Here is a 24,883-nt window from a genome sequence, read left to right on the forward strand (position 1 = left end):
TACTTACGAAGCGTCGCCCCTTCCTCTCCCAAACCCTCTCCAACCCCACTGCACGTTCAAGGGGTGCGACCGCGCTGTCGCGCCGCACGTTTTTAAATTTGCGTTTTTGCGGTGCAGGTCTCGGTGAATCAAATTTGCAAATTTGAGCGTAAAGCGATAAGGCGAAGTATTTTTCTACTTCGCTACGCTCGTAGCTTTTCAAGAAGTTCTGGACGAGGCGCTTTTAAATTTGGCGACGGGAGTTACCTGGTCGGTAATGACCGAGCCAAATTTAAAAGCAGCGAAGTATAGGGCAAAAAGACGAGCCGCAGAGGGTCAAATTTATCAAAGAATAAAAAACCTTAGGCTATAATCCCCCATTTACAAAGGACTTTCTTGCAGGCAAACGGACTAAGTATCCTCATCGCGCTAGCTTTTATCATCTTTACGTCGCCGTATTTTTCTAAAATTTTACGCATCCCTATCGCGCCCGTGGAGATTATTTTGGGTTCGGTAGCGGGATATTTCGGCTTTATCGGGCACAACGAGATGTTTAAAATCGTGAGCGAAGTAGGCTTTTTCTACCTCATGTTTTTAGCGGGCACGGAGGTCAATCTCAAGCTATTTTTCACGATAGATAGAAAGATCCTAAAAACGGGCGTCGTCTATCTGGCGATACTCTACCTACTCTCGGCGCTGCTGACGTTTTCGTTTGATCTAAACCGCCTTTTTATCCTCATCATGCCGCTGATGGCCGTGGGTATGATATTTACGCTGTTTAAAGAGTATGGCAAAAACGAGGAGTGGCTAAATATCGGCATGCTCATCGCCTCGATCGGTGAAGTCGTGAGTATCACGCTGCTAACCTTCGTCGGCGCGTATATGAAATTTGGCGCGGGTAGCGAGCTCGCGTTTTCGATCATATATTTGAGCGGATTTTTAGCTGCGGCGGTGATCGGGTACAAGACGCTAAACGTGCTATTTTGGTGGTATCCGCAGCTACGCGTCATCTTGATGCCCCACTACGACAACTCCGAAAAAGACATCCGTTTGTGCATGGCGCTGTTTTTTAGTATCATTGCGCTTATGATTTATCTAAATTTAGAGATTGCATTTGGCGCTTTTGTAGCAGGAGCTTTTATAGCGACCTTTTTTGATCATAAAAAAGACCTCCCGCACAAGCTTGCCAGCTTTGGTTTTGGCTTTTTGGTGCCGACATTTTTCGTGCATATCGGCTCGACGTTTAAGCTTAACGCCTTTATGATAGACGGGGTCGTGCGCGACGCGGCGCTGATAACGGGCGTCATGATAGGCTTTAGACTGGCGGCTAGCACGGTGTTTTTAAACATCCTAGGGCTAAAAAATACCGTCCTTTTCGCGCTATCGCACTCGATGCCGCTGACGCTTCTCATCGCCGTTGCTACCATAGCCTACAAATCAGGCGGTATAAATGAAAATTTTTACTTCTCTTTCATACTAGCAAGCCTAACTCAGGCTATAATAGTAACGATTTGTATCAAAATTCTAATGAGCTACGAAAATAAAAATTTGCAAAAGGAGCCAAAATGAGCGATACAGTTACGCTAACAGACAACAGAAACGGCAAAAGCTACGACTTTCCGATACTGCACGGTACGATGGGGCCCGACGTCATCGATATCTCGACCTTTTTTAGCGATACGGGGATGTTTACGTTTGACCGCGGCTACACCTCGACAGCGATGTGCCGCTCTAGCATCACTTATATCGACGGGTTAAAAGGCGAGTTGATGTACCGTGGCTACGATATCGCGTATCTAGCGGAAAATAAAACCTTCATCGACGTGGCGTACCTGCTGCTAAATAAAGAGCTGCCGAACAAAAAGCAATACGACGAATTTAAACTCGAGCTTAAAAAACGCAGCTTCATCCACGAGGGCATGATGAAAATTTTCGACGCTTTCCCGGATAAGGCGCATCCGATGGCGATTTTGCAGGCGGCGGTCTCGGCGCTTTCGGCGTTTTACTTTGACCACCTAAACATGGATAAGCCCGAGGAGTACCACGAGATGGCGATGCGAATAATCGCCAAAATCCCTACTATCGCGGCGTTTTCTTATAGATTTTCGCGCGGGCTGCCGATCATTTATCCAAATTTAGACCGCGGCTTTACGGAAAATTTCCTCTACATGATGAGAGCCTACCCGTACGAGCACGTGGATCTAAAACCTATCGAGGTTAAGGCGCTAGATACGGTCTTTATGCTGCATGCCGACCACGAGCAAAACGCCTCTACGACGACCGTGCGCACCGTAGGCTCGACGCACGCGCACCCGTATGCGTGTATCGCCGCGGGTATCGGAGCGCTGTGGGGCTGGGCTCACGGGGGAGCAAATGAAGGCGTCATCCGCCAGTTAGAGCAAATCGGCTCGGTCGAAAACGTCGATAAATACATCGCCCGCGCCAAAGACAAAAACGATCCGTTTAGGCTGATGGGGTTTGGTCACCGCGTGTATAAAAACTTCGATCCGCGCGCAAAGGTGCTAAAATCCATGTGCGATAAGCTGTTTGACGAGATCGGCATAAACAGCGAGCTTCTAAAAATCGCCAAAAAGGTTGAGGAGATCGCGCTAAACGACGAATATTTCATCTCGCGCAACCTCTATCCGAACGTCGATTTTTACTCGGGACTGATTTTAAAAGCGCTTAGCATACCAAACGATATGTTTGCGGTCATCTTCGTCATCGGCAGGATCCCGGGCTGGATCAGCCAGTGGATAGAGCTAAAAGAGCAGGAGAGTATCAAGATAGTACGTCCTAGACAGCTATACGTGGGCGAGACGAACAGGACGCCGAAATAATTTTAAATTTGGCGGCATGTCTTTTTCCGCCATACGTCGTTAGCGGCTCGGTCGGCTTCGGTCACGTATTATATATACGCTCCCTCGCCTCGTTCGCCACTGCCTCGTCTGACGAAAAAATACGTCGCCTTAACTCTTTAAGTTAAGGTAAAATTTATATTTTCAAAGTGCGGGTCTGGGCAACTCAAATTCGCAAATTTGACTTTAAATTTGAACACAAAACGACAAGGCGAAGTATTTTGAGATGAATTTGAATGTTGTGCGGAAATTTTCGTCCCAAGGCTAGACAGATAGTCTGCCGCAGGGCGAAAATTTCAAACTCATTCAAAGGCGCTCAAAAGACGAGCCGCTAAAAAAAGAAACCAAAATGCAAAAACTATTAAACCTAGCCAAGCTTGCGGCCATCAAAGCAGGTGACGAGATAATGAAATTTTACGCCCACAAGGGCTTTGACGACGAGATTTTAGCAGCTCGCTCGACTTTACCCGAAAGCACATGCAGCCAAAACTGCCGGGATTTCGAAGTAAATTTAAAAACCGATCATTCGCCCGTGACCTCAGCCGATCTTGCGGCAAACGCTGCGATATTTGAAACACTAAAAAGCTCGCAAATCCAAATTTGCTCGGAGGAAAAGATTTTGGGCGAGTCCGCGCGGACGTTTTGGCTCATCGATCCGCTAGACGGCACGAAGGATTTTATCGAGGGTAGTGGCGAGTTTTGCGTCTGTATCGCGCTCATAGAGGACGGTCGCCCGGTTCTTGGCGTTATCTACGTGCCCGTTACCGGCGAAATTTATAGCGCGGCAAAGGGCGAGCCAACGCAAAAAGAGCTTTACGAAAACGGCTCATTTATACCGCAAACTCTAGCCGCAAAAGAGTGCGCGCCGCAAACGATAATCAGCGGCAAACGCGGCAAAAACGTAACGGCCGGCAAGCTCGCAACCGCTCTAAATTTGGACATCGCGCGGCTAAGCTCGGCGATCAAATACTGCCGCATCGCCGAAAATCTCGCGGGCGCATACATGCGCTACTCGCCAAGCTCCATCTGGGACAACGCTGCGGGCGAGATGATCGCTGCGGGTGCGGGAGCAAAGATGATCGATCTAGCGACGCTAAAAGCGCCGATCTACGACGCAGCCTCGCTAAAAAACAACGAGTTTATCGTCATTGCAAAGGATTTTTTAGACCGCGTGGATGAAATTTTACGAGCGATAAAAGAGCTAAATTTATAAACCAAAAGGCGACTCGCCGCATTTTAAATTTAAACGGCTCAAGTAAATACCATTATATAGCAACGCCGAATTTAAGACCTGCTAGACGAGAGTCGATAAATTTCATTTAAAATTTAGCTAAAATCGTAGTCAAATTTCAAGCCCCAAGTCGCCAAACGTTTAAAGGAAACAATTGTTAAAAATCATAAAATCAGTTCTTAGCGTCATTTTCCAGGCTAGAATTTTATTTATCCTTTTTTACTTTTGCGCCTTCGTTACTTTTGCGCCCATGTCCTCTATCTTGGGCGCGGAGATGAGCCAAATGACGCTTTCTGCGCTATTTAACCCGCTCACGATACTATCTTGCGCATTGCTTGCCGTTTATATCGGCTTTAGGGTCGCAGCATATAAAAATCACGGTATAGATTGCAAAATGGACGCCGTATTTTTCATCGCTTTGAGCTGGATATTTTTTATGCTGTTTTGCTTGGCGACGCTTCTTGCGACCATTTTATTTTTGGAGGATTTTAGAAGCTTGCCGTCGCGAGAATTTTGCTCGTTACTTTTGGTGATGGCGATTTTTGCGGCATGGCGCACGCTTAAGAGCTCGGAATACAAATTAAGCGTATTTTACGAGCAAAAAGCTGGCGCAAAAACAAGCATAGTCAAAATCTTAATTTATTCAGTCTTAGCGTTTGCGGCGATTGCCGCGGTATTTTTTTAGCGAAACGATTTTAGATTCTATAAATTTGGCACTTTTAGCTCATCACGCGAAATTTAGATTTGCCGTGTCTTATACCCCATCACCCGCTCGCAACAGCGCCACAAAAAGCTAAATTTGGGGTAATAATCGCCGAATTTGAGCCAAAAAGCAAATTTCAGCCAAAAGCCGAAACTAAATCCTCGTTAGCTCGCTTCTAGGACTTGCTTGCAGATCAAGCCCCGCAAACTCGCCGCGCAGGTACTTTTCGCGTCCCGCGCGCGCGATCATCGCGGCGTTATCGGAGCAAAACTCCAGCGGCGCACAGATGAGCTCGCAGCCGTATTTATCGCATAAAGCCTTTAGACGAGAGCGCAGATTTAGGTTCGCACTCGCTCCGCCCACGACGCCGAAACGCTCAAATTTGCGCTGGGCAAAGATCTTTTCTAGCTTGTTTAAGATATGCTTACAGGCCGTATTTTCAAAGGCAAAGCAGATATCGGCGATCTCCTGCGCACCCAAATTCCCGCTTGCAGCAAGTTTTTCGGTTTCGACGCGAACTTGATTTTTTAGCCCAGAGAAGCTATACGCCGTGCGCGCATCGCCCAGTAGCGGCACGGTAAATTTAAACCTCTCGCGCCCGCTTTTAGCCGCCTTTTCGACCGCTACGCCGCCAGGATACCCCAGCCCCAGCATCTTTGCGACCTTGTCAAAGCTCTCGCCGAAGCTATCGTCCATCGTCGCGGCCAGTACGCTCACGGCCCCGTCCGCGCCGATATCTAGCACCATCGTGTGCCCGCCGCTAACGAGCAGCACGCCCGTAGGTAGCTGCGCCTCCTGTGACAAAAATAGCGAATACACGTGCCCGGCGAGGTGATTTACGGCGATTAGCGGCACGCGCAGCGATGAGGCGAGCGCCTTTGCCATCGCGACGCCGCCCACTAGGCTCACGGAGAGCCCGGGCTCGTTCGTGACAGCGACGGCTTTTACGCGCGGTAACTCGGGCTTGATCTGCTCTAAAATTTTAGGTAGCGCAGCCGTATGCAAGCGCGCGGCTAGCTCCGGAACCACTCCGCCAAATGCGCAGTGCTCGGCATCTTGCGATATTTTTTTGTGAAATTTTAGCTCCAGCGTTTCTATGTCTAGCAGAGCAACCGAGCTATCGTCACAGCTGCTTTCTATGCCCAAAATTAGCCCGCCCGCGCCGCTATTTTGTAAATTTTCGCTCATTTTATAAATTTTCCTTTTTTAGCGCATTTTACCGCTTTTTGCTTTCGCGGTTATAAATTCGGCCCGCTCCTTCGCAAAGGCGGTAAAATACACGCACAAATCGCTTGCTCTAAATTTGCAACAAAACCGAATTTGACCCACCGAGACTCGCACCTTGAAAATGCTAAATTTGGCATTGCAAATTAAGTTCTTTGAGTAAAAAACAACCGTTTGAGGTTGTTTTTTACTTTATTGTAAAGGGGGTGGGGGCTTGAATGGCGAAGTCGCTCCCCACCCCCTTAATCCCCCTCCCCCTACGACGCTTTTAAGGTGGCGACATAGCTTTGCTGACGCAAAGCGTCGCAAATTTAAATTTATCAATTTTGAGGTACGGGTCTCGGTGCGTCAAATTTATAAATTTGAGCGTAAAACGACAAGGCGAAGTATTTTGAGATGATTTTTGGGGTTTTGAAGTTAAAATTTGACGAAGATAAGGCATGTAGCAGCCTATCGAGTCAAATTTTAAGGAAATCCGCAAAAAGCGCTCAAAAGACGAGCCGAAAAATTTAAAATTTCTCCTCTCTTATCAGCCTCCCTTTCTCGTCATATTCGCGCTCGGTCCTATTTTCATAGTCGTTAAACGACTTTAGTCGGCCGTTTGGATAAAACGTCTTTACCCAGATAAATACCGTGTCTTTTTGGTAGCTCGTGTTTTCGATCGTGCCGTTTTCGTCGTAGTTTTCGTAGTAATCCTCTTTAGGCCCCGAGCGCACCGTGATAAAGTGCTTTTGGCGGGGTTTGCCGTCGCTAGCGTAGGAGAAGTTATTGTTATCAGAAAAGATACCCAGCATCACGTCGAATTTATTGCTCGATTTATATAGCCCCGCGACGTTGCCTTCGTCAAAGGCCTCTTTGACTTCGACGTTTATATCGTCCCACAAGCACAGCTGCAGCGTGCCGCTATGCATGCCGTCCGCATGATAAAAATCTATCTCGATCCAGCGCTCTTGGCCGCTTTTGATAAATTTGACGATCTGCTTTTGCGGATGATGCAAGGGTGGCTTGATATAGCCGTATAGCCTGCCGTAAAACAGCGTCTCGCCCTCAGGCGTATAGATGCGCTCATAGACGTTGTTTAGCTCTAGGCGGCTTTCCGGATCGTACTCGCCCGTCCTTTCTACGTCGTAGCTAAACCTCATCTCCAGCTCGCCCGTTTGCTTTCCTTTTAGCTTTGGTCGCGGGGTAAATTTTAGCTCGCTCGGGGGTAAAATTTGAGCGTTTTGCTTCGCAGAGGTCGGTTTTTCGCCACCAAATACCTGCGACGAAGCGGCAAAGCTAAGCGCTAAAAATAGCGCGAGAAAATTTTTCATTTTTATCCTTTAAATTTGTACGTTCTTAAAACGAGCGTGATTATAGCGTTAAAATTTGGATAAATTTTTAAATTTTACTTGCCGAGACCCACACCGCAAAAATGCTAAATTTGGTTTTGTCAGATTTGATGTTCTCTAAAAATTTTTAGTTTTTCTTTTTTCTTGGGAGGCGGAAGGGTTTCTACTTACGGTCTGCTTGCAGCTACGAGCAAAGCGAAGTAGAGCGTCGCCTTCCTTTACTTCGCGCTTTGCGCTCGTAACTGTCGGAGACAGACCCGCCCCCAAACCCCCACCAACCCCACTGCACGTTAGATGTGGCGACATTGCTTTGCTCTATGAGCAAAGCGTCGCGGGTTTTTGAGTCCAAATTTTGATGTTTTCAAGGTGCGGGTCTCGGTGAATCAAATTTGAACGTATAAAGTCAAGGCGAAGTATTTTTTCTTTTTACTTCGCGCAAGCGCTCGTAACGAGACTTCGCTACGAGGAGACAAGGCGGAAACGACGGAGGCGAGGGAGCAGACTAGTCGTCCGTGACCGAAGCCGACTGAGTTTCCAACGACGTATAAACAAAAAAGACAAGCCGCAAAAGGCTAAATTTTCAGCCCGTTTTCGTACCAATCTATCTTCCTAGTCAAATACATCACCAACGCTATCACCGCAAATATCATCACGCTGCCCATCAAAAGCGCGTAGTCTTCGGACTGCAAGATGCCGTAGAGCAAGCAGTAGCTAACCCCGTGTACGAGCGCGATAAATACGCCCCATTTGCGCGCCCGAAAGATCGCCGAGCCGTAGAAAAGTATCGTCGCGCACACGGCTGCGGCCGCGATGAGGTAGCTGGCTAGGAAGCTGATATGCTCGGAAAATGAGAGCACGAGTAGGTAAAACAGCACGTCGGCGACCCCGATGAGTAGGTACTGGATCGGGTGGATGCGCACGCGGCTGTAAATTTCGCACAAAAATATCGCCAAAAACGGCACCGCTAAAAACAAGATCGCGTAGGTCACGCAGCGCGCGATGAGCGAATAGTTGTTTACGGGACTGATGAAGCTAGCCTCGACGCCCTCAAATCCCATCTCGCGCCTGCCGTCCATGATCCACGCCTGCGGAACGCCGGTGCTAAGGCCCGAGATCTCCCACTGCGCGTTAAAGCCGCTGCTTGTGACTTCGCGCGATTTAGGCAGCCAGCCGCCGCTAAAAGACGGCGAGCTCCACGATGATTTTACGTCAAATTTATTATCCTGCCCCACAGGAACGAAGCTCGCGCTCTGTCCGCCTTGCATAGATAGCGTGCCCGCTAGCTCAAAGCCGCCGCTTGCTAAATTTGCGGGTAGCTTATAGTGGACGCTTTGGGCAAAGGGCGAGTATTTAGGCGGCGCAAAAGACTGCGCGAGATCCTGCCCGTTTGCTTTTAGCGCGGGAAATGCAGTAAAGGTCTTTTTGCTACCTACGCCCAAAATCAGCGTCGCCTCGCCTAGCAAAATGTCGCTTTCCGCGATATTTAGCTGCTCGAAATTTAGCGGCGCAAATTTGGCTTTTAGCGCTACTTCGCCGTTAAAAACGGGCACGCTAAAGATACCGCGCTTTAGATACTGCGGATTTAGCTGGGTCGATAGCTCATAGGACTGCGGCGCTATCATGATCTGCTCGGTTGTCTGCGATACCGTAGGTACGCCGTTTTCGTTATATGCGGCCGCTTGTTTTTTGTACGGCACCGAGATCAAAACACCCTCGATCCTAAGCTCCCCGCCGACTGGCTGCATGATGGACTCCTCGGCGCTTCGCTTGACGTAGGCGCGGTCAGAAATCATCGAGCTGATGAAGCCTAGCGGGATAAGCAGCAGCAAAAGCAGGACGAAAATAATGACGGGCTTCGTCCAAAAGCCGCCCCTCACGCTGTTTATGATTTTGTTTTCCATTGGATTTCCTTTTGATTTTTTTCACTGCAATTTTAACTAGAAATCGTAATAAATCGGTAAGAAAGGTTGTAAATTTAGAGCAAATTTGGGGTAAATTTAACCGCGCCGCAAGCTACGCTTTTTAAGATAGCTATAAATACAAGCTCCGAGCAACAAAACCGCCGCGAGGCAATACATATAAAAGGCCGCGCCGTTTTCATACTCCACGTCCTGCGCGGTAAAGACCCGCTGCGACATCTCGGGGTTTCGAGCCGCTTCGTCCGCGATCTGCGCCATCACCTCATCATCATGCACGTCTAGCGTGATCTTTCGCAGATCGATGAAATTCGTCCGCTTATCCAGATGCCTGCCGCTGCGACCCGTGACGTAAACGCTATGCGAGTAAAAATTTAGATAGTAAAATCCCGCGTCGTCCTTAAACAGCCTTTCCGAGATCTGCCGCACGGCGCCTTTAAACGGATTGTCGCCCGCCCTTTTTAGCGCGCTTAGCCGGCTGGCGTCTGCGCTGAATTTATAATACACGTACCAAAAAGCGTCTTTGAGCCGGCCCTCAGCGCCGCTGCCGCGCGGGCGATTTAAAATTTTATCTTTGCTTAGATAAAATATGCCGTTTTTACTCGCAAACAGCATGTATTCCTGATGGTCGCTCTGAAAATTTAGCGGCGTATAGGGCTCGTTTGCAGCCTCAAACCTCTCGCCGTCCATAAACACCGCGCCCGCGGCGGGATCATAGAGAAACTCTATGCCCGAGTTTGGCTCCATCAGATACATCTGCTCGCTAGGCGTGAAATTTAGCTTCTCGCCGCCCTTATAAACGCTGCATCCGTCGCTCAGCCACCGATCGATCAGGCGAAAGTGCGCGGGTAACTCGGGGCCGTCTTCGTATATGATTTTTCGCCTTATCTGTTTTAGATTTTTTGCGTCGGCGCCCGCTAAAATTTTACCATCGTAAAATACCCGCTCGCCGTCGGTGGCGACGTAAGGGCTCTCCGTCAGCGGCGAGATGGGCGCGCTAGTATCCAGTCTCGCGTATGGGTAGTTGTACTCCTGCGGCCACTTTGAGAGCCCAAAGGCGTGGAAAAACACCTTATAAATGTAGCTTATCGCACCGCCCGTGCGCTGCGTGACGTCCGAGCAGAAGTAGCTCACGCGTCCGTCGCTGTAGTAGCGAGAGCCGATCTTTTGCGTGCGAGCGGGATCCAGCCCCGACATCTTGCGAGCGCCGCAAAATACGCTACTAGCGTCCATACCGACGTTTGTATAGGAGTATCTGCCAGTATCAAGCGCGCGAAAGCTCGCTGCGTCCGCGCCGCCCTCTAGCTCGTAGGGAGCGAGATTCCAAGAGCGTAGGTAAATTTTGCCGCCGATGTTGAAATAATCGCTGCGGCCGATCTTTTGCGCGTCCGCGGGCAGCTCGCGCGAGCGGTCATACACCGATAACTCATAGATAAAAACGAGCGAGACGAAGAGCGGCACGAAAAGTACCGCAAAGAGGAGCTTTAGCGCCTTTTTATCAAATTTGCTTAAGTTATTTGCCTTTTTCATAAGGCAATTATATATCTTGCTAGTTTAAAACGTTAGAAATTTGAAAGCGTTTGCGGGGAAATTTTAAAATTTAGAGTGCGGTAAATTTGGCGACAAAAGCCGCGGGTAAATTTGGCGCCGAAATTTAAGCTCAAATTTACCCGCAATCGCGCGAAACGATGCAGGCTCCGCGCAAATTTAACTCAGTATCCGTCAAAATGCTTGGTCTTTGGCAGCACCAAATTTAGCGTGATACCGATGAGTGCGCCAAGCCCCACGCCGCTAAAGCTCATAGCGCCAAAGTCCAGCACCATGCCGCCGATCGCGCAGACGAATATGAGCGCGACGATGATCATATTGCGCGGCTCGGCCAGATCCACGCTGTTTTTGATCAGAGTCTCCATGCCCACGCTAGCGATGATACCAAAAAGCAGCAGCATGATGCCGCCGATAACGGGAGCAGGGATCGTGGAGAGAGCGGCGCCGAGCTTGCCCACGAAGGCGAGCAGTATCGCTGTAAGCGCGGCAAAGGTCATGATGGCGGGATTGTAGGCTTTCGTGATGCTGACCGCGCCCGTAACCTCCGAGTAGGTGGTGTTCGGCGGTCCGCCAAAGCAGCCAGCTAGCGACGTCGCGAGTCCGTCGCCAAGTAGCGTGCTTTTAAGTCCGGGGTTTTTGAGAAAATTCTCCTTCGTGACGTTGCTGATAGCAAGCATATCTCCGATGTGCTCGATCGCAGGGGCGATCGCGATAGGCACCATGTAGATCACGGCTTCGAGCTTAAAAACCGGCGCGGTGAAATGCGGCAGCGCAAACCACGGCGCGCTTAAAATCGGCGTAAAATCCACGATCCCGATAAACAGCGACGCGCAGTATCCAGCCGCGATGCCGCACAGTATCGGCACTAGGCGCAGCATACCGCGACCAAACATCATAACGACAATAACCGCCGAAAGCGAGATGAGTGCGATGGTAAGCGACTGCCCCTGCGTGTAAAGCGCCTCCTTGCCCTTGCCCATGACCATATTTACGGCTGCGGGCGAGAGGATGAGGCCGATCGTCATGATGACGGGGCCGACGACTACGGGCGGTAAAATTTTATGCAAAAACCCCTCGCCTTTAAGCCTAATGAGCAGGCTTAGAACCACATAAAAAAGCCCCGCCGCGATCACCCCGCTCATCGTCGCGGCAATGCCCCACTCTTTCACGCCAAAGCTTAGCGGCGCGATGAACGCAAAGCTGCTAGCCAAAAAGATCGGCGGGACGTTTTTGCGCGTGATGAGCTGAAACAGCAACGTGCCGATGCCCGCCGTAAACAGCGCCACAGACGTATCAAGCCCCGTTAAAATCGGCACCAGCACGAGCGCGCCAAACGCGACGAATAAAAACTGCACGCCGACGAGAGCGTCGCGTAGCCTGAGATTGTAGCCTTCGTATTTTTCCATATTTTCCTCTTTTTATTTTGCGACTTATTTTTTGACTCTTGAAATTTGCAGCATTTGTCTTGTTTTGCAGCCAAATTTAAACCAGGCGCGATTTTAAAATTCGTGAAATTATAACATATCGGCAACGATTACGGCGACGAAAAAGTGTCGTTTTAAGCAAATTTTTTCGAGCAAATTTTAAATTTACGCACCGAGACCCGCACCTTTAAGGTGCTAAATTTGGTTTGGTTAAATTTAAATAAAAATTTTTTCTATGAGAGTTAATATTCAACTACTAAAATTTGACTAGTAGGAGCGAAGATGAGCGAGTACATCGAAAAAACGATGGAGTGGATAAAAAGGACCAATCCGGGCCAAGGCGTGTTCGTACAGGCTGCGACCGAGGTGCTGGGCAGCCTCGAGCCGCTTATAAAAAAAGAGAGCAAATACCAAAAACACGCGATCCTAGAGCGCATCGTGATCCCTGAGCGCACGGTGATATTTCGCGTCACATACACGGATGATGACGGCAAACCTCAGGTGCATAACGGCTACCGCGTGCAGTTTAATTCAGCCGTGGGCCCTTATAAAGGCGGTATCAGACTGCACCCGAGCGTGGATCTTGGCGTGCTAAAATTTCTAGGATTTGAGCAAATTTTTAAAAACTCGCTAACGGGCGTAAATATCGGCGGCGCAAAGGGCGGCAGCACCTTTGATCCAAAGGGCAAGAGCGAGGGCGAGATAATGCGCTTTTGTCAGGCATTTATGAGCGAGCTTTACCGCCACATCGGCAACACCGTGGACGTGCCCGCAGGCGACATCGGCGTGGGCGCGCGCGAGATCGGCTATATGTTTGGGCAGTATAAAAAACTCACGGGCAGGTTTGACGGCATACTAACGGGCAAAGGCCTAAACTGGGGCGGCAGCCTAGCGCGCACGGAAGCGACCGGATACGGGCTGGTCTATTTTACGCAAAATATGCTAAAAAAAGCCGGCCTAACGCTAGAGGGCAAAAAATGCAGCGTTAGCGGTAGCGGAAATGTCGCTATCTACACGGTTGAAAAGCTCTATCAAGTAGGTGCGCTGCCTATCACGGTCTCAGACTCAAACGGATACGTTTACGACGCCGAGGGCATCGATCTAGCGCTTTTAAAAGAGATAAAAGAGGCTAGACGCGCTCGCCTTAGCGAATACGTCAAATTTAAACCAAGCGCAAAATACGTGAGCGTGAGCGAGTACAAAGAGGGCAGAAACGGCGTCTGGGATGTGCCATGCGGCGGTGCATTCCCGTGTGCGACGCAAAACGAACTGCACCTAGCCGATATAAAGACGCTCTACGCAAACGGCTGCCGCTTCGTCGCTGAGGGAGCAAACATGCCAAGCACGCTTGATGCGATAAATTTCATGCTCGCGCAAAAGGATTTTTACTTCGCTCCGGCAAAGGCGGCAAACGCGGGCGGCGTAGGCACATCGGGACTAGAAATGATGCAAAACGCCGGCATGAGCTCGTGGAGCTTTGAGGAGGTTGACCGCAGGCTGCACGGCATCATGAATCACATCTTTGAGCTTAGCTACGAGACGAGCAAGGAGTTTGGCGACGAGGGAAATCTGGTGCTTGGCTCAAATATCGCGGGCTTTAGAAAAGTCGCCGATGCGATGATAGATCAGGGGTATGTGTAAATTTGACTTTGGGGCTCGTTTGCTGCATTTAGAGTGTGCCGGCGAGCCTCTTTGGGCATGGTTTTGCTTCGCTTTAGCAAGACCGCTTTAACGAAGCAAATTTAACCGCCCCAGCGTGCAAAATGAGAGATTAAATTTAACGGCGAATTTACAGACGACGCAAACCTAGAGCCGTCAAATTTGTAAAGCCGTGCCGACCACAAGGAATCAAGGCTTCGTCAAATTTTATAGGCCTCAAATTTAAGCTACATTTGATGGTAAAAATCGCCAAACGACAAGGCGAGCCGAAGACGTCAAATTTGCAAGGCGGATACGCGCCTCACGCCTTGGGCGCAAAATTTATCCGCCCCGCCGCCGTGCACTCTCGCTCTCGCCTTTTTTGGTTTTACGTAGCGCAAATTTACGCCGCTTCTCGCACGCTGCAACTCACAGCGGATGCGTCAGGCAGCACTTTCTAGTTACTTGCTCTATGTACTCCACGCTCAAATTTAGCCCGTAAAGTTTGCTTAGGTGTTCGCTCTCGATGATCTCATCCACGGTGCCAAAAGCCACCTCGCCCCCACCCTTAACCAGTGCCACATAGCCGCCTAAAAGCACGGCAAAATCGGGATTGTGAGTCGTTAGCACGATGGTGTAGCCTTGCTCTTTTAGCTGCTTAACTGTGCGCAGGAATTTGTACTGGTTGCCAAAGTCCAGCGCCGAGGTCGGCTCGTCAAACACGATTATCTCGGGCTTTGCAGCCATCGCGCGCGCGATCGAGCACATCTGCTTTTGCCCGCCGCTCATCTGAGTGATAAATTTATCCTCCAGGTGCGTGATCTCAAGTTTTGCGGTAAATTCCTTCGCGATCGCCGTATCCTCCTCGCTAGGCCGCGCAAAGATACCCAGATGCGCCGCTCGCCCCATCGTGATAAACTCAAGACCCGTGTAGTCGTACTCGCAGATCTCGCTTTGAGCGACGTAGGCCATGATTTTGGCGCGCTCTTTGTTGCTAAGCTCGGCGCTGTTTTTGCCGCTGAGCCAAACTTCGCCCGAGTGCGGCGTCTGCGTGCCGCTGATTAGGCTTAGCATGGTCGATTTGCCCGCGCCGTTTCGCCCGAGTATCGTTAGGATTTCGCCTTTGCCGACGCGTAAATTTACGTTTTCTAGCCTACCAGCGCCGTTTGGATAGGCAAAATTTAGATTTTTTACTTCTAACATCACGCGACCTTTTTGTTTCGCCAGAGTACCCAGACGAAAAATATCGTGCCGATAAAGCCCGTAAGTACGCCCAGAGGCACCTCGCTCACGCTGATCGTGCGCGCTAGAGTATCGACAAATAGCAAAAATATCGCGCCCATAAATATGCTAGCAGGCAGGCTGCGGACGTTATTTGCGCCAACCAGCATACGCGCAAGGTGGGGCATCAGTAGCCCTACCCACGCCACGATACCGCTCACGCACACGCTGCATGCCGTTAGCAGCGTCGCGCAGACGATGATGACGCCGCGCTCTAGCGTTACGTTTACGCCCAGTCTCGCCGCACTCTCGTCGCCTAGCGAGAGTAGGTTTATCCTCCAACTCATCGCTACGAGCAGCACCGCGCAGGCTATCATCACGGGCGCGATAAATTTGAGATTATCCGCGTCGATCTTGGCTAGACTGCCCAGCTGCCAATAAACGATGTCTGGTAGCTTGGTCTCGGGGTCGGCGACGTATTTTAAAAAGCCGATAACAGAAGCCATCAGACCGCTAACGATGATGCCTGAAAGAACTAACATCAGCGTGCTAGATCGCCCCATTAGACGCGGTATGGATAGCGTCATACCTACGGCTGCGAGCCCGCAGACGAAAGCTAACGCCTGCACCCAAAAAAGCGATAAATCAAACATGATCGCAATCGCGGCTCCGACGCAAGCTCCGGCCGAAACGCCCAGCAAATCGGGGCTAACCAGCTGGTTGCGAAAGACGCCCTGATATGCCGCTCCGCTGATGCTAAGCGCGGCTCCTACGAGGACGGCTGCGATGATGCGCGGTATGCGGATGTTTTCAACGACGTTTTGGATATTTGCCGCGGCGTCCGTCGGCACTCCAAAAAAGCTACCGATCACGCTAAGTACGTCACCCGGCGCCACGTAAAACCTGCCGACGCCAAGCGCGATCACGCCGCAAACTACGGTCAGCACGGCTAGCAAAATAAGCGTAAATTTAAAACTAATATTTTTCATCTTTCTCCTAAAATAAAATCTGCGTCCGCGGTAGTGCCGCACGCAAAATCGCTCGCAAAAGGGCTAAATTTGCTTTGCCGCTAACTTGACGAGCGAAGTTTTTGTTTCTTATTTGCGATCGCCACGCAAAACAGCGAGCAAAAAGGCGGTTTTTTGCGACCTAGATAATCCGCACCAAGCGCCAAATTTAAGCCGCTTGGATCAAATTTGCCCGCCGTTTTGCGTTTAAGGCTTGGCGCCAACGATAAATTTGGGCTAGGCACCCCTTGCCGCGTTATCAAATTTAAATCTAACATTTCCGCAATTTTTCGTCGAGCCAAATTTGAACGCAAGCTTCCGCCGCGTCAAATTTAAGCTATTTTACGACGCGGTCCATCCATCTAAAAAGCTCGTCCAGATCATAGTCGCCGCCGTGACCTTGCCCCCAAGACACCGCAAAATCAACCGTCTTGCCCGCATTTTGTAGCCCCAGCGCCAAGATAAGCGGTACGGCTAGAGCCGTGTCGGAGTCGGCCGCGCCGTGCCTGATGCGGTAAAATTTGGCCGCGTTTGCGTTACCTAGATAGCTCATCGCGTTTGCCATTTTTATGATTTTAGCGTCCGCGCTCTCGCCCGTGCCGCGTTTTGCGCTAAATTCGGTAAAGTGCTTCGCCGCCGCGTCCGCATCGCCGAAAAAGTCGTTTTCGGGATTTTCCGTCAAATGCGGGCGTAGCTTTAGCGCGCGGCATAGATAGGACAAAGTCTTCAAATTTAAAATCATATCCGAGCGTGCAGCCCTGCGTTTCAAGCGTGAAAAACTCGGGCTTTAGTAGGCTTTTCTCCCGACTTTTTGCAGCCGCGAAAGAGTCTGCTAGCGTCTTTTTGACGTACTCTTTAAAGCTTCCCTCGCCGCTAGGCTCAAGCGTGAGCGCGCGGCCTTTAGCGTCTTTTAAATTTAGCGAATTTACGTAGGCGGGGAAGGCCGATTTTAGCGCGGCGGAGAGCTCTTTTTGCTCTGCGGTTAGCTCGTCTGAGACGGTTTTTGGCTTGCCGCTTCGGTCGTTAAATCCAGCCGCACTTAGCGCGCTAAAGTCCATTTTCTCGTACTTCGTCTGCGCGCCGAACATCCACTCGTAGGCTGCGTCGGCGTTTTCTAGGTTCGTAACCGGGCAGTAGGCGGAGACGGCGTAGATCTCGTCGCTAGCCTTTGCGGCTCCGAGTGCTGCCAGATACGGCTCAAATTCGGGCGCGTTTGCCGAGACGCCGAGCAGCGCCGACATCGCTCCGCCCGCGCTCGTGCCGTTTGATACGATTTTGTTTGCGTCGCCCGCCATCGCCGCGTCGTTAAATTTGAGATACCGCACGGCGGCCTTTAGATCGACGATGGCGGCGGGCGCTTTGCCACTAAATTTGCCGTTTGCGTCCTTGAGCGTCCTGCCTCTAGCTCCCGGCGCTGCGACGACGTAACCGCGCTCAAGCGCCGCTAGCACCGCGTTTGGCTTGCCATTTTTATCAAGGGCGGGCGTAAAAGGCTCGCCCGGCATATATCCGCCGATGGAGTTTGGCAAAAAGATCGGCGCATTTGATGCGTCAAATTTGCCCGACTCGCTTTTACCATCCTCGAAATACTGTGCCGGAACGTAAAAATTTAGCCTCTGAAACCGGCTATCGACGGGGTTTGCTACGTAAACTATCTCCTCGTAGGCTCTAAATTTAACCTCTTTTTCGCCCGCTTTTATAGAGCGCGTTTCAAATTTATCCGGGTCAAATTTCAGATCCGCCGCCTGCGCGCTAATCGCCGCGCACAGGCAAGCCGCCGCGCTAAATGCAAGCGCCCTCTTTTTCATCTTTGCTTCCTTTTGATTTTGCGGGATTTACCCGCAAACGAGCTCAAATTTGACTATTTGCTACCGTCCGGGTTTAGCCCTTTTAGGATGTAGTCAAACTCCGCGTCGCTAAGGTCGTAGTTCATAAATTTCTTATAAAACGCCTTGGTTTGGGCTTTTACGTCGACGTCTTTAAAGAGCTCCGGCTGAACGATCGTAGCCGCCCATAAAATTTGCAAAGCCGACTCCGCGCCGTATCTATCCCAGCTAAACACGCCTTTTGGGTTGCCGTAGACTTTTTTGTTTTTGACCGCTTTTAGCCCTGCAAATACGGGATCGGCGTAAATTTTCTCAACCGCTTTTTGGTTATCCGCGCCGCCAACGATGATGATATCAGGGTCTGCCGCCACGATCTCTTCAGCCGTGATTTCTATCATGCTGCCCTCTTTTTGCACCGCGTTTTTACCGCCCGCGTATTTCACCCACGTGTCGATGATCGTTTTGGTGCCGTCGATTTTTAGCAGGTTTGCGCCGCCTACGATGTGTAGAACTTTAGGGCGCGCAGCGTCGTCTAGTTTGCTCGTGCGCTCGGTGACTAGCGCGATGTTGGCATCTAGATTTTCGTTTAGTTCTTTTGCCTTGCTAGCCGCGTCGCCGCCGATTAGTTCAGCCGTTAGTAGCACGCTTTTTTTCATATCGTCGTAGTCGCGAAATATTGCATTTACGGCATTAAAGCCGTTTTTAGTAAGGTTTTCTTGGAAGTTTTTATTTGATACGACGACTACGTCGGGCGCTAGTTTAACGAGCTCCTCGATCTGGATGTCGTTGCCGTTTAGCGCGGCCGGTACATCTGCGATGCGCGGGTAAATAGCGGCGAACCACTTATTTTTCTTGATAAGATCTGTCGTGGTTACGATCTTATCCGCGCCGCCTAGTACCAAGATCACTTGGTTATTTGCATGCCAAAGCGCGGCTATCTTTTGCGTTTGGGCCGGGATTTTGACCTCATTGCCGGTCATGTCGGTGACGGTTTTAACCTCGGCTCCTAGCGCGACGATAGCGCTTAAAAGCAGCGTCGTGAGAAATTTTTTCATCTTTTGCTCCTTGTGAGATATAAATTTATAATATTACAAAATTGCATATTAAAATAAGATATATTTTTCAAATTTTAAGAAAGAAGCGAAATTTGAGGCCAAATTTGAAAGGCAAATTTAAAAGCCCCGCCCGCGGTTTTGCGAACGGGGCTAAAAATCACTCGTGGTGATAGTCGTCGTAGATGACCTTGTTGGTTTGGAATTTGATACGTTTTAGCTCGCGAATACGCAAAAACTCCTCCTCCTCGATCCTTTGGATCTGGATGGCGGCCTTAAAGGTCGGGGTCTTACTGATGAAGTCCCAGCCGTTGCTGGTTAGCTCGTTGCAGCAGCTCTCCCAGTAGTGGTAGGTCATCTGTATGACGCCGTCTGGGACGATGTCCGTGACGTCTGCTTTGATGACGATGTAGCCGTATCTACTCCACGCTTTAATAAAGTCTCCTTGCTTGATGCCGTAGCGTTCGGCCAGCGCAGGATTCATCTCAGCTATTGGTCCGATGCTGTCGCCGCCCTCTTCGATAGCTTTTGATCGTCTAGTCATGACGCCGCCGGCGTACTGATAGACTTTACGCGTAGTTAGCAGCTGTATCGGATACTCGGCGTCGGTCGGCTCGTCCACGCTACCGGCCATCACTTCGTACTCAGGCGGTAAATTTACGCGTTTAGCAAACTCGGCTTTCGCCGGCTCGATATCAGCTACGCTCTTTACGTGCAAGCAAGGGATAAATTTACCTTTGCCGTCGGGCGTAAAGAATTTTTTATCTAGATACAAGCTCTGTCCGCCCATATCGTTTTCGTCAGGGCACGGCCAGTGCAAGCCGTGGTACTTTTTGATGCGGTAGTAGCTCATGCCACCGTATCTTCTAGGGTCGCACTTGCGTACCTCTTCCCAAATTTCTTCAGGCGAGTTAAAGTTAAATCCCTCTGTCGCTCCGAGTCTTCGCGCGATCTCGCAGATGATCCACCAGTCTTGTCTGGCGTCTCCAGGAGGGGTGATAACGTGCTCGTTGTGCTGGACGCGGCGCTCGGCGTTGGCGTAGAGGCCCTCTTTTTCGCTACTTGCCACGCCAGGTAGCACGACGTCTGCTTTACGCGACGTTTCGGTTAAAAATATATCCTGAACCACGTACATATCGACCTTTGAGATCGCTTTTAGGAAGTGGTTGGTATTCGGGTCGGTTACAACCGGGTTTTCGCCCATCGTCCAGAAAAAGTGCACTCTGCCGTCAAGGATAGCGTTTGGCACTTCGGTTTTATGGATGCCGATTTTACCGCTTAGGGAGCCTGGCTCTAGATGCCAAACCTGCTCAAACCACTCGCGCTGTTTCGGATCGGTTACCGAGCCTAAATTTGGGAAAATATTTGGCAACACACCCATATCGCAGCAGCCTTGGACGTTTTCTTGTCCACGTATCGGTAGGTCGCCGCTGCCTAGCTCGCAGATATTTCCGGTTAAAAGGAATAAATTTGATATATCGCAAACCGCGCCTACGCCGTGGTTAAAGTGCGTGACGCCCATACCGTGCGTGATGACGGCCGGACGGATAGTCGCGTACATGCGAGCCGCTTTTCTCACGTCCTGTGGGTTTAGGTTGGTATAGCTAGCGATGGCTTCAGGCGAATAGTCTTTGACCGCTTCGCGTACGTATTCTACGCCTTTGGTGCATTCGTTTACGAAGTCCCAGTTAACTAAATTTTCCTCGAAAATAACGTAAATAAGCGAGTTTATAACAGCAATGTTATGCTCTGGCGCTAGCTGCAAGTGCACGTCCGCTCGGCTGGCAAATTCCGTTTTTATCGGGTCTACCACGATGAGCTTAGCACCGCGGTTTAGCGCGCGCTGTATGTGCATCGCCGCGATCGGGTGGCCGTTTTCGGGGTTTGAGCCAATCATCAAGATACAATTACTATAAGGTCCGATCTCCGTGAAGCTGTTTGTCGCCGCTCCGTTACCGATTGTTTTGGCAAGACCTGCCACAGTCGGAGCGTGTCAAATTCTAGCGCAGTGGTCGACGTTATTCGTGCCGATTACGGCGCGCATTACTTTTTGCGCGACGTAGTTGTCCTCTAGCGTACAGCGAGCCGAGTAGTTGCCTACTAGCGCGTCCGGGCCGTATTTTTCCTTTACTTCTTTCATCTTTGAGACGACTAGATCGAGCGCTTCGTCCCAGCTAGCCTCTTCAAAATCTCCGTCCTTGCTAAATACGCCGTCTTTTTTGCGGATTAGCGGTTTTGTCAGTCTATCAGGCGCCCCCACGTAGTCCCAGCCGTAAAAGCCCTTTAAACACAGATTTCCCTGATTTACGGGGTTATCCTGCACTCCAAGCGCGCTTCTTATCACGTTGTTTTCGACGTGAAGCTCGACCTGACAGCCCGTGCCGCAGTATGGGCATATGACTTTGCCGGTCTTTGTCATTTTTTCTCCTTTTTTATATGCAAATTTTGCACATTTATTAAATATGAAATATTCGCATATTTGTCCTTAAAAGATAATAAATTCTCTTAATATCATAAATCAGTTTCTAAATTTAAGATTTAATTTATATTTTATATCGGTAAACAAAGCTGCAATACCTGTAAAATCGCAATTTCTAGCGTATCATTTTAGTTACTTATAAAGGCGTATTGAGAGATTTTATTAAGATTAGAATTAGTTGTTGTATTAATGTAACTTAAAATTCTACTTCAACGCTTAATCAAATTTGATCCGTTTGTGAGGCGTAAAGCGAGCAAAAGGCGGCGAAATTTGCAAGATTAAATTTAGTACGTGCGTTTTGGGATTTTTAAATTTTATGGTGAGTCATTTTCGAGTGCGATAAATTTAGCGTGGGTTTTGGCGAGCTAAATTTGACCACCGACTCGGCAAAACAAAATTTTATTTCGCGAGCGAGCCGCCAAATTCTGCCAAATTTGACCCGTTTGGCCAGCCGTTGCCAGCAAAACAGAGTCAAATTTAACGCGGCTAAGGGGCTAGGCAGTTAGTTCGCCCGAGCCCTCAGAGCGAGCAGATCAAAACCCATGCGCCTTTTTTAGCTCCGGATCGATCGGTTTTTTCGCACCGTCCTTAGTCACGCTCACATAAGTCGCGATCGCGGATGTCACGTGTATGCGCTCGCGAAAACCCGCCGCATTTAGCCGCAGCGCCGTGACTTCAATCTTAGTTTTGATCGAGGTGTTGCCCGCGGCGATGATTTTGGCGTAGCAGCTCACGACGTCGCCGACGAAAACGGGCTGCTTAAATATAATCTCTTGCATCGAGATCGTCACGACTCGCTCGGGTGACAGCTCCCGCGCGGCCTGTGCGCCGGCAAGGTCGATCTGGCTTAGTATCCAGCCGCCAAATATATTGCCCGCCGAGTTTGTGTCCTTTGGCAGCGCGACTTGTTTTATGCGCGGCTCGCCCATGCCTTCTAGCATTTCTTCCATTTTTATCCTTTCGTTTTAGATTCGTAAATTTAGCGACTATTTACCGCCTTTGGCTTGCTTGCCCTCAAGTAAATTTAGCGCGATTTCATCAAATTTGACATGTTTGCCCGCCGAAAGCCGAATTTGCGCCGCGATTTAGCCCAAGCAAATCAAATTTGACTTTTTAATTTTACGCCAGAATTTAAATACAAAGAACCAGGACTCGCAGTAAATTTGGTAAATTTGCGGAGCGAGACGTACAAATTTAGGCCGCAAAACCCATATCCTAAAAATGCTAAACTCAGCGTCAAAAAGGTGCGGATCTAGGCCGCTCGAAAAGGCAAATTTGACGTAAATTTCGGGTCGAATTTGCATGCCAAGCCGCTTAATCTAGCGCAAATTTGCCTCTGGCTACTTCTCTCCCGCTTGCCACTTTTCCCATTCGCCGCTCTCGTCAAGCTCGTTTCCGATAGCCTTATAGCGGGCATAGTAGTGCTCTACAAATGCCCTTGCCTGCGCGTGTTTAGGCAGGTAGCTTTTGCCCTCTTTGTCGCAAAATCTCGCCAAAAACTCGCCCGCCGGAGCGCGCCTTGCGTAGTGAAGCGCCAAATTTTTGTAGTTTGCGAGGCAGATTTCTTTAAATTTAGCGTAATGCTCGCGGTCAAATTTGACGATCAAAGCGCCGTCCTCAAAGCTAAGCGTGCCCGAGTCAAAAAGCAAGCTAAGATGGATGAGTCCCTCGCAGTAGTACGCGCGCACCTCATCGACCTCGCGCCACGCGATGAGCCCGACCGCGCGGGCGATGAGCTCGTGAAATACGCTCATCTCGTAGCCTTCGTCGCCGCCGATAAAGAAGTTTACCAGCCCACCCGTGGTCGCCTTGTACTCCTCGGTAAATTTAAACTCGCCGTCCGCGTTCATCGCCTTTTCCGTGTCGGTGCCGACGAAAAGTATGTGCCCAAACTCGTGGCCGATCGTGGAGATTTCGTAGGTTTTCTTCCAAATTTGCGGCTTTTTAAACAAAATTTCGCGTCCGTAGTCCAAAAACTCGCGCGAAAAGATCTCCCCGCTAAGCTTCATAAACGGCCGCGCCTTGGCGCTCTCGTAAACGTGCTCGACGAAGGCGAATATCTTTTTGCCCCGCTCCTTGCTCACGGTCTCGTCGTTTGGCACGACCTGCGCGGAAAATAGTCCGTTTAGCTCGGCGCCGTAGTAGATCATCGGCACGCTGATGTATGTTTGCGTTCTAGCGATGTTTTGCGTGACTTGGCGTGCTAGCGCAGCGTCCTCTATCCCGCACTGCTCGCAAATTTGCTCGTAGGCGCGGATGACGCTGGCTTTAAACTTCTCCTCGTCAAAGTCGCTGGCGCCTGAGAGCCTCACGTCCCACTCGAGCGCGACGGCGTGCGTGTAGGCGTCCTCGTAGTACTCGAGCGGATGGCCGGGCTGCAGCGGGCCTTTTACATCCATCCACGCGCGCTCGGCGTCCTGCCACGCGGGGATCGTTCGGTTGTTTTCGCGCTCGCAAAACGCCGCCTTTAGCTTTTCAAAGTACGTTACGTAGGCTCTTTGCTCGTCGTTTGCAGCTAGCGATTTTAGATTTTTGATTAGCTCCTCTAGCGCGTCCGCCACTCGCTTTACTTCTTTTTCAAAAGCCACGGCATAGGGCGCAAAGTCGTATCTATCGCCGTTTTTCATAACCGCGCCGTAGCTTCGCTCGCCCTTTTGCCCGCCGTCTTTTTGATAGAGGCCGTTTTCGCCTATAAATTTGATCGCCTCGGCCATATTTGCAAATTTAGCTTCGAATTCTTTATTCGTCGTTTGCAGGATTTGCCTGTCCCACGCGCTTTGCCACGCGTTCATCGCTAGTCCCGCGCCGTGCATGCCGCTAAGCAGCGCCTGATAAAACTCATCTAAAATTTTCTCCTCTTTTACCCGCGCCAGAAGCTTTTCGAAGCGAACTTCGTAAAACTCGCGCACGAGCTCAAAAGCTTCGTCCTTTATGCGCTGTATCTCGGCTTCCTCGCGCCCTTGCTTTTTTAGCTCGTTTTCTAGCGGCTCAACCTTTAGATCGACTATGCGGCGCAAAACCGCGACCTTTTCGCTCTTTTGTCCTTTAAAACCCGCGATTTTTAGCATATTTTGCACGACATCGCTAGGATTATCCAGCTGCCTATACATCGCGTTTAGCTCATCTTTACCGGCCGCTACTAGCTCGTTTAATCTTTTAAAATCGTTCACGTTTATCCTTTTAAAAATTTGGCGTATTTTAGCCTAAATTTGATGCATATCGCGTTAAAAATGAGTAAGCGGGGGTTAAATTTGACGGTGCGGACGGCAAAATTTGCGCCTTAAAGAGATTGGTTTATAAAGCTCAAATTTGCATTTATATAAAAACGGGGCGCGGGGTCAAATTTGGAGGTCACATTTTAACCCGCGCGAGTAAATTCGGCTAAATTTAGCGCTTTAGCGAACAGCGGTTTAAAAAGTAGCAAGCAGGGCAAAATCCCGTGACGC

At 49.9% G+C, this 24,883-nt stretch carries 18 protein-coding genes and 1 pseudogene; 6 read left to right on the top strand and 13 right to left on the bottom strand.

Annotation, left to right across the window (positions count from 1 at the left end; translation table 11 throughout):
- Positions 1 to 375: 375 nt before the first annotated feature.
- The 4 genes from Q0386_RS07075 (at position 376) to Q0386_RS07090 (ending at position 4,753) form a co-directional block, all read left to right on the top strand.
- Entirely contained in the window at positions 376 to 1,548 is a 1,173-nt protein-coding gene (locus Q0386_RS07075; protein ID WP_299029060.1) for a cation:proton antiporter, read from the top strand.
- A complete protein-coding gene (locus Q0386_RS07080; RefSeq protein ID WP_299029063.1) occupies positions 1,545 to 2,819 on the top strand; it encodes a citrate synthase in 1,275 nt (424 codons plus the stop codon). The genes Q0386_RS07075 and Q0386_RS07080 overlap by 4 nt, the downstream gene beginning before the upstream one ends.
- Before the next feature lie 367 nt (positions 2,820 to 3,186).
- Entirely contained in the window at positions 3,187 to 4,050 is an 864-nt protein-coding gene (locus tag Q0386_RS07085) for a 3'(2'),5'-bisphosphate nucleotidase CysQ (RefSeq protein ID WP_299029065.1), read from the top strand.
- Positions 4,051 to 4,222: 172 nt separating this feature from the next.
- Positions 4,223 to 4,753, top strand: a complete 531-nt coding sequence (locus tag Q0386_RS07090; RefSeq protein WP_299029068.1) for a hypothetical protein — start codon at positions 4,223 to 4,225, stop codon at positions 4,751 to 4,753.
- Positions 4,754 to 4,924: 171 nt separating this feature from the next.
- Here the strand turns inward: Q0386_RS07090 and tsaD are convergent, their stop codons facing one another.
- From tsaD to Q0386_RS07115, 5 genes are all read right to left on the bottom strand, one after another.
- Entirely contained in the window at positions 4,925 to 5,959 is a 1,035-nt protein-coding gene (gene tsaD / locus Q0386_RS07095; protein ID WP_299029071.1) for a tRNA (adenosine(37)-N6)-threonylcarbamoyltransferase complex transferase subunit TsaD, read from the bottom strand.
- 545 nt (positions 5,960 to 6,504) lie between these two features.
- A complete protein-coding gene (locus Q0386_RS07100) occupies positions 6,505 to 7,308 on the bottom strand; it encodes a hypothetical protein (protein ID WP_299029074.1) in 804 nt (267 codons plus the stop codon).
- A 590-nt stretch (positions 7,309 to 7,898) separates the two neighbouring features.
- Positions 7,899 to 9,227: a cell envelope integrity protein CreD gene (creD, locus tag Q0386_RS07105; RefSeq protein WP_299029076.1), complete on the bottom strand. Its 1,329-nt coding sequence runs from the start codon at positions 9,225 to 9,227 to the stop codon at positions 7,899 to 7,901.
- 96 nt (positions 9,228 to 9,323) lie between these two features.
- Positions 9,324 to 10,772, bottom strand: a complete 1,449-nt coding sequence (locus tag Q0386_RS07110; RefSeq protein ID WP_299029079.1) for a DKNYY domain-containing protein — start codon at positions 10,770 to 10,772, stop codon at positions 9,324 to 9,326.
- Positions 10,773 to 10,954: 182 nt separating this feature from the next.
- Entirely contained in the window at positions 10,955 to 12,196 is a 1,242-nt protein-coding gene (locus Q0386_RS07115) for a uracil-xanthine permease family protein (RefSeq protein ID WP_299029082.1), read from the bottom strand.
- Positions 12,197 to 12,496: 300 nt separating this feature from the next.
- On the opposite strand from Q0386_RS07115, the gene gdhA reads away from it, so the two are divergent.
- Positions 12,497 to 13,855: an NADP-specific glutamate dehydrogenase gene (gdhA, locus tag Q0386_RS07120; protein WP_299029085.1), complete on the top strand. Its 1,359-nt coding sequence runs from the start codon at positions 12,497 to 12,499 to the stop codon at positions 13,853 to 13,855.
- A 254-nt stretch (positions 13,856 to 14,109) separates the two neighbouring features.
- Positions 14,110 to 14,313 (top strand): hypothetical protein, encoded by a 204-nt coding sequence (locus Q0386_RS07125; protein ID WP_299029088.1) that lies wholly within the window; start codon positions 14,110 to 14,112, stop codon positions 14,311 to 14,313.
- Here the strand turns inward: Q0386_RS07125 and Q0386_RS07130 are convergent.
- From Q0386_RS07130 to ciaB, 8 genes and pseudogenes are all read right to left on the bottom strand, one after another.
- On the bottom strand, positions 14,282 to 15,055 hold the full coding sequence (locus Q0386_RS07130) for an ABC transporter ATP-binding protein (protein ID WP_299029091.1): 774 nt from the start codon (positions 15,053 to 15,055) through the stop codon (positions 14,282 to 14,284). The genes Q0386_RS07125 and Q0386_RS07130 overlap by 32 nt on opposite strands.
- Positions 15,055 to 16,062 carry an iron ABC transporter permease gene (locus Q0386_RS07135; protein WP_299029093.1) on the bottom strand — a complete coding sequence of 336 codons (1,008 nt, stop codon included), beginning with the start codon at positions 16,060 to 16,062 and terminating at the stop codon, positions 15,055 to 15,057. The genes Q0386_RS07130 and Q0386_RS07135 overlap by 1 nt, the downstream gene beginning before the upstream one ends.
- An 80-nt stretch (positions 16,063 to 16,142) precedes the next feature.
- The gene (locus Q0386_RS07140) at positions 16,143 to 16,358 is read right to left on the bottom strand and encodes a hypothetical protein (protein WP_299029096.1); all 216 of its coding nucleotides are present in this window, start codon (positions 16,356 to 16,358) and stop codon (positions 16,143 to 16,145) included.
- Positions 16,359 to 16,417: 59 nt separating this feature from the next.
- Positions 16,418 to 17,888: pseudogene (locus tag Q0386_RS07145) on the bottom strand (subtype B tannase).
- Between the two features lie 53 nt (positions 17,889 to 17,941).
- The gene (locus Q0386_RS07150) at positions 17,942 to 18,961 is read right to left on the bottom strand and encodes an ABC transporter substrate-binding protein (RefSeq protein WP_299029099.1); all 1,020 of its coding nucleotides are present in this window, start codon (positions 18,959 to 18,961) and stop codon (positions 17,942 to 17,944) included.
- Positions 18,962 to 19,118: 157 nt separating this feature from the next.
- The gene (locus Q0386_RS07155) at positions 19,119 to 21,377 is read right to left on the bottom strand and encodes a molybdopterin-dependent oxidoreductase (RefSeq protein ID WP_299029102.1); all 2,259 of its coding nucleotides are present in this window, start codon (positions 21,375 to 21,377) and stop codon (positions 19,119 to 19,121) included.
- A 593-nt stretch (positions 21,378 to 21,970) separates the two neighbouring features.
- Positions 21,971 to 22,387: an acyl-CoA thioesterase gene (locus tag Q0386_RS07160; RefSeq protein WP_122866485.1), complete on the bottom strand. Its 417-nt coding sequence runs from the start codon at positions 22,385 to 22,387 to the stop codon at positions 21,971 to 21,973.
- 390 nt (positions 22,388 to 22,777) lie between these two features.
- Positions 22,778 to 24,607, bottom strand: a complete 1,830-nt coding sequence (gene ciaB / locus Q0386_RS07165; protein WP_299029109.1) for an invasion protein CiaB — start codon at positions 24,605 to 24,607, stop codon at positions 22,778 to 22,780.
- Between the last annotated feature and the right edge of the window lie 276 nt (positions 24,608 to 24,883).

It is taken from the genome of uncultured Campylobacter sp. (assembly GCF_938045625.1).
Taxonomy (GTDB): Bacteria; Campylobacterota; Campylobacteria; order Campylobacterales; family Campylobacteraceae; genus Campylobacter_A.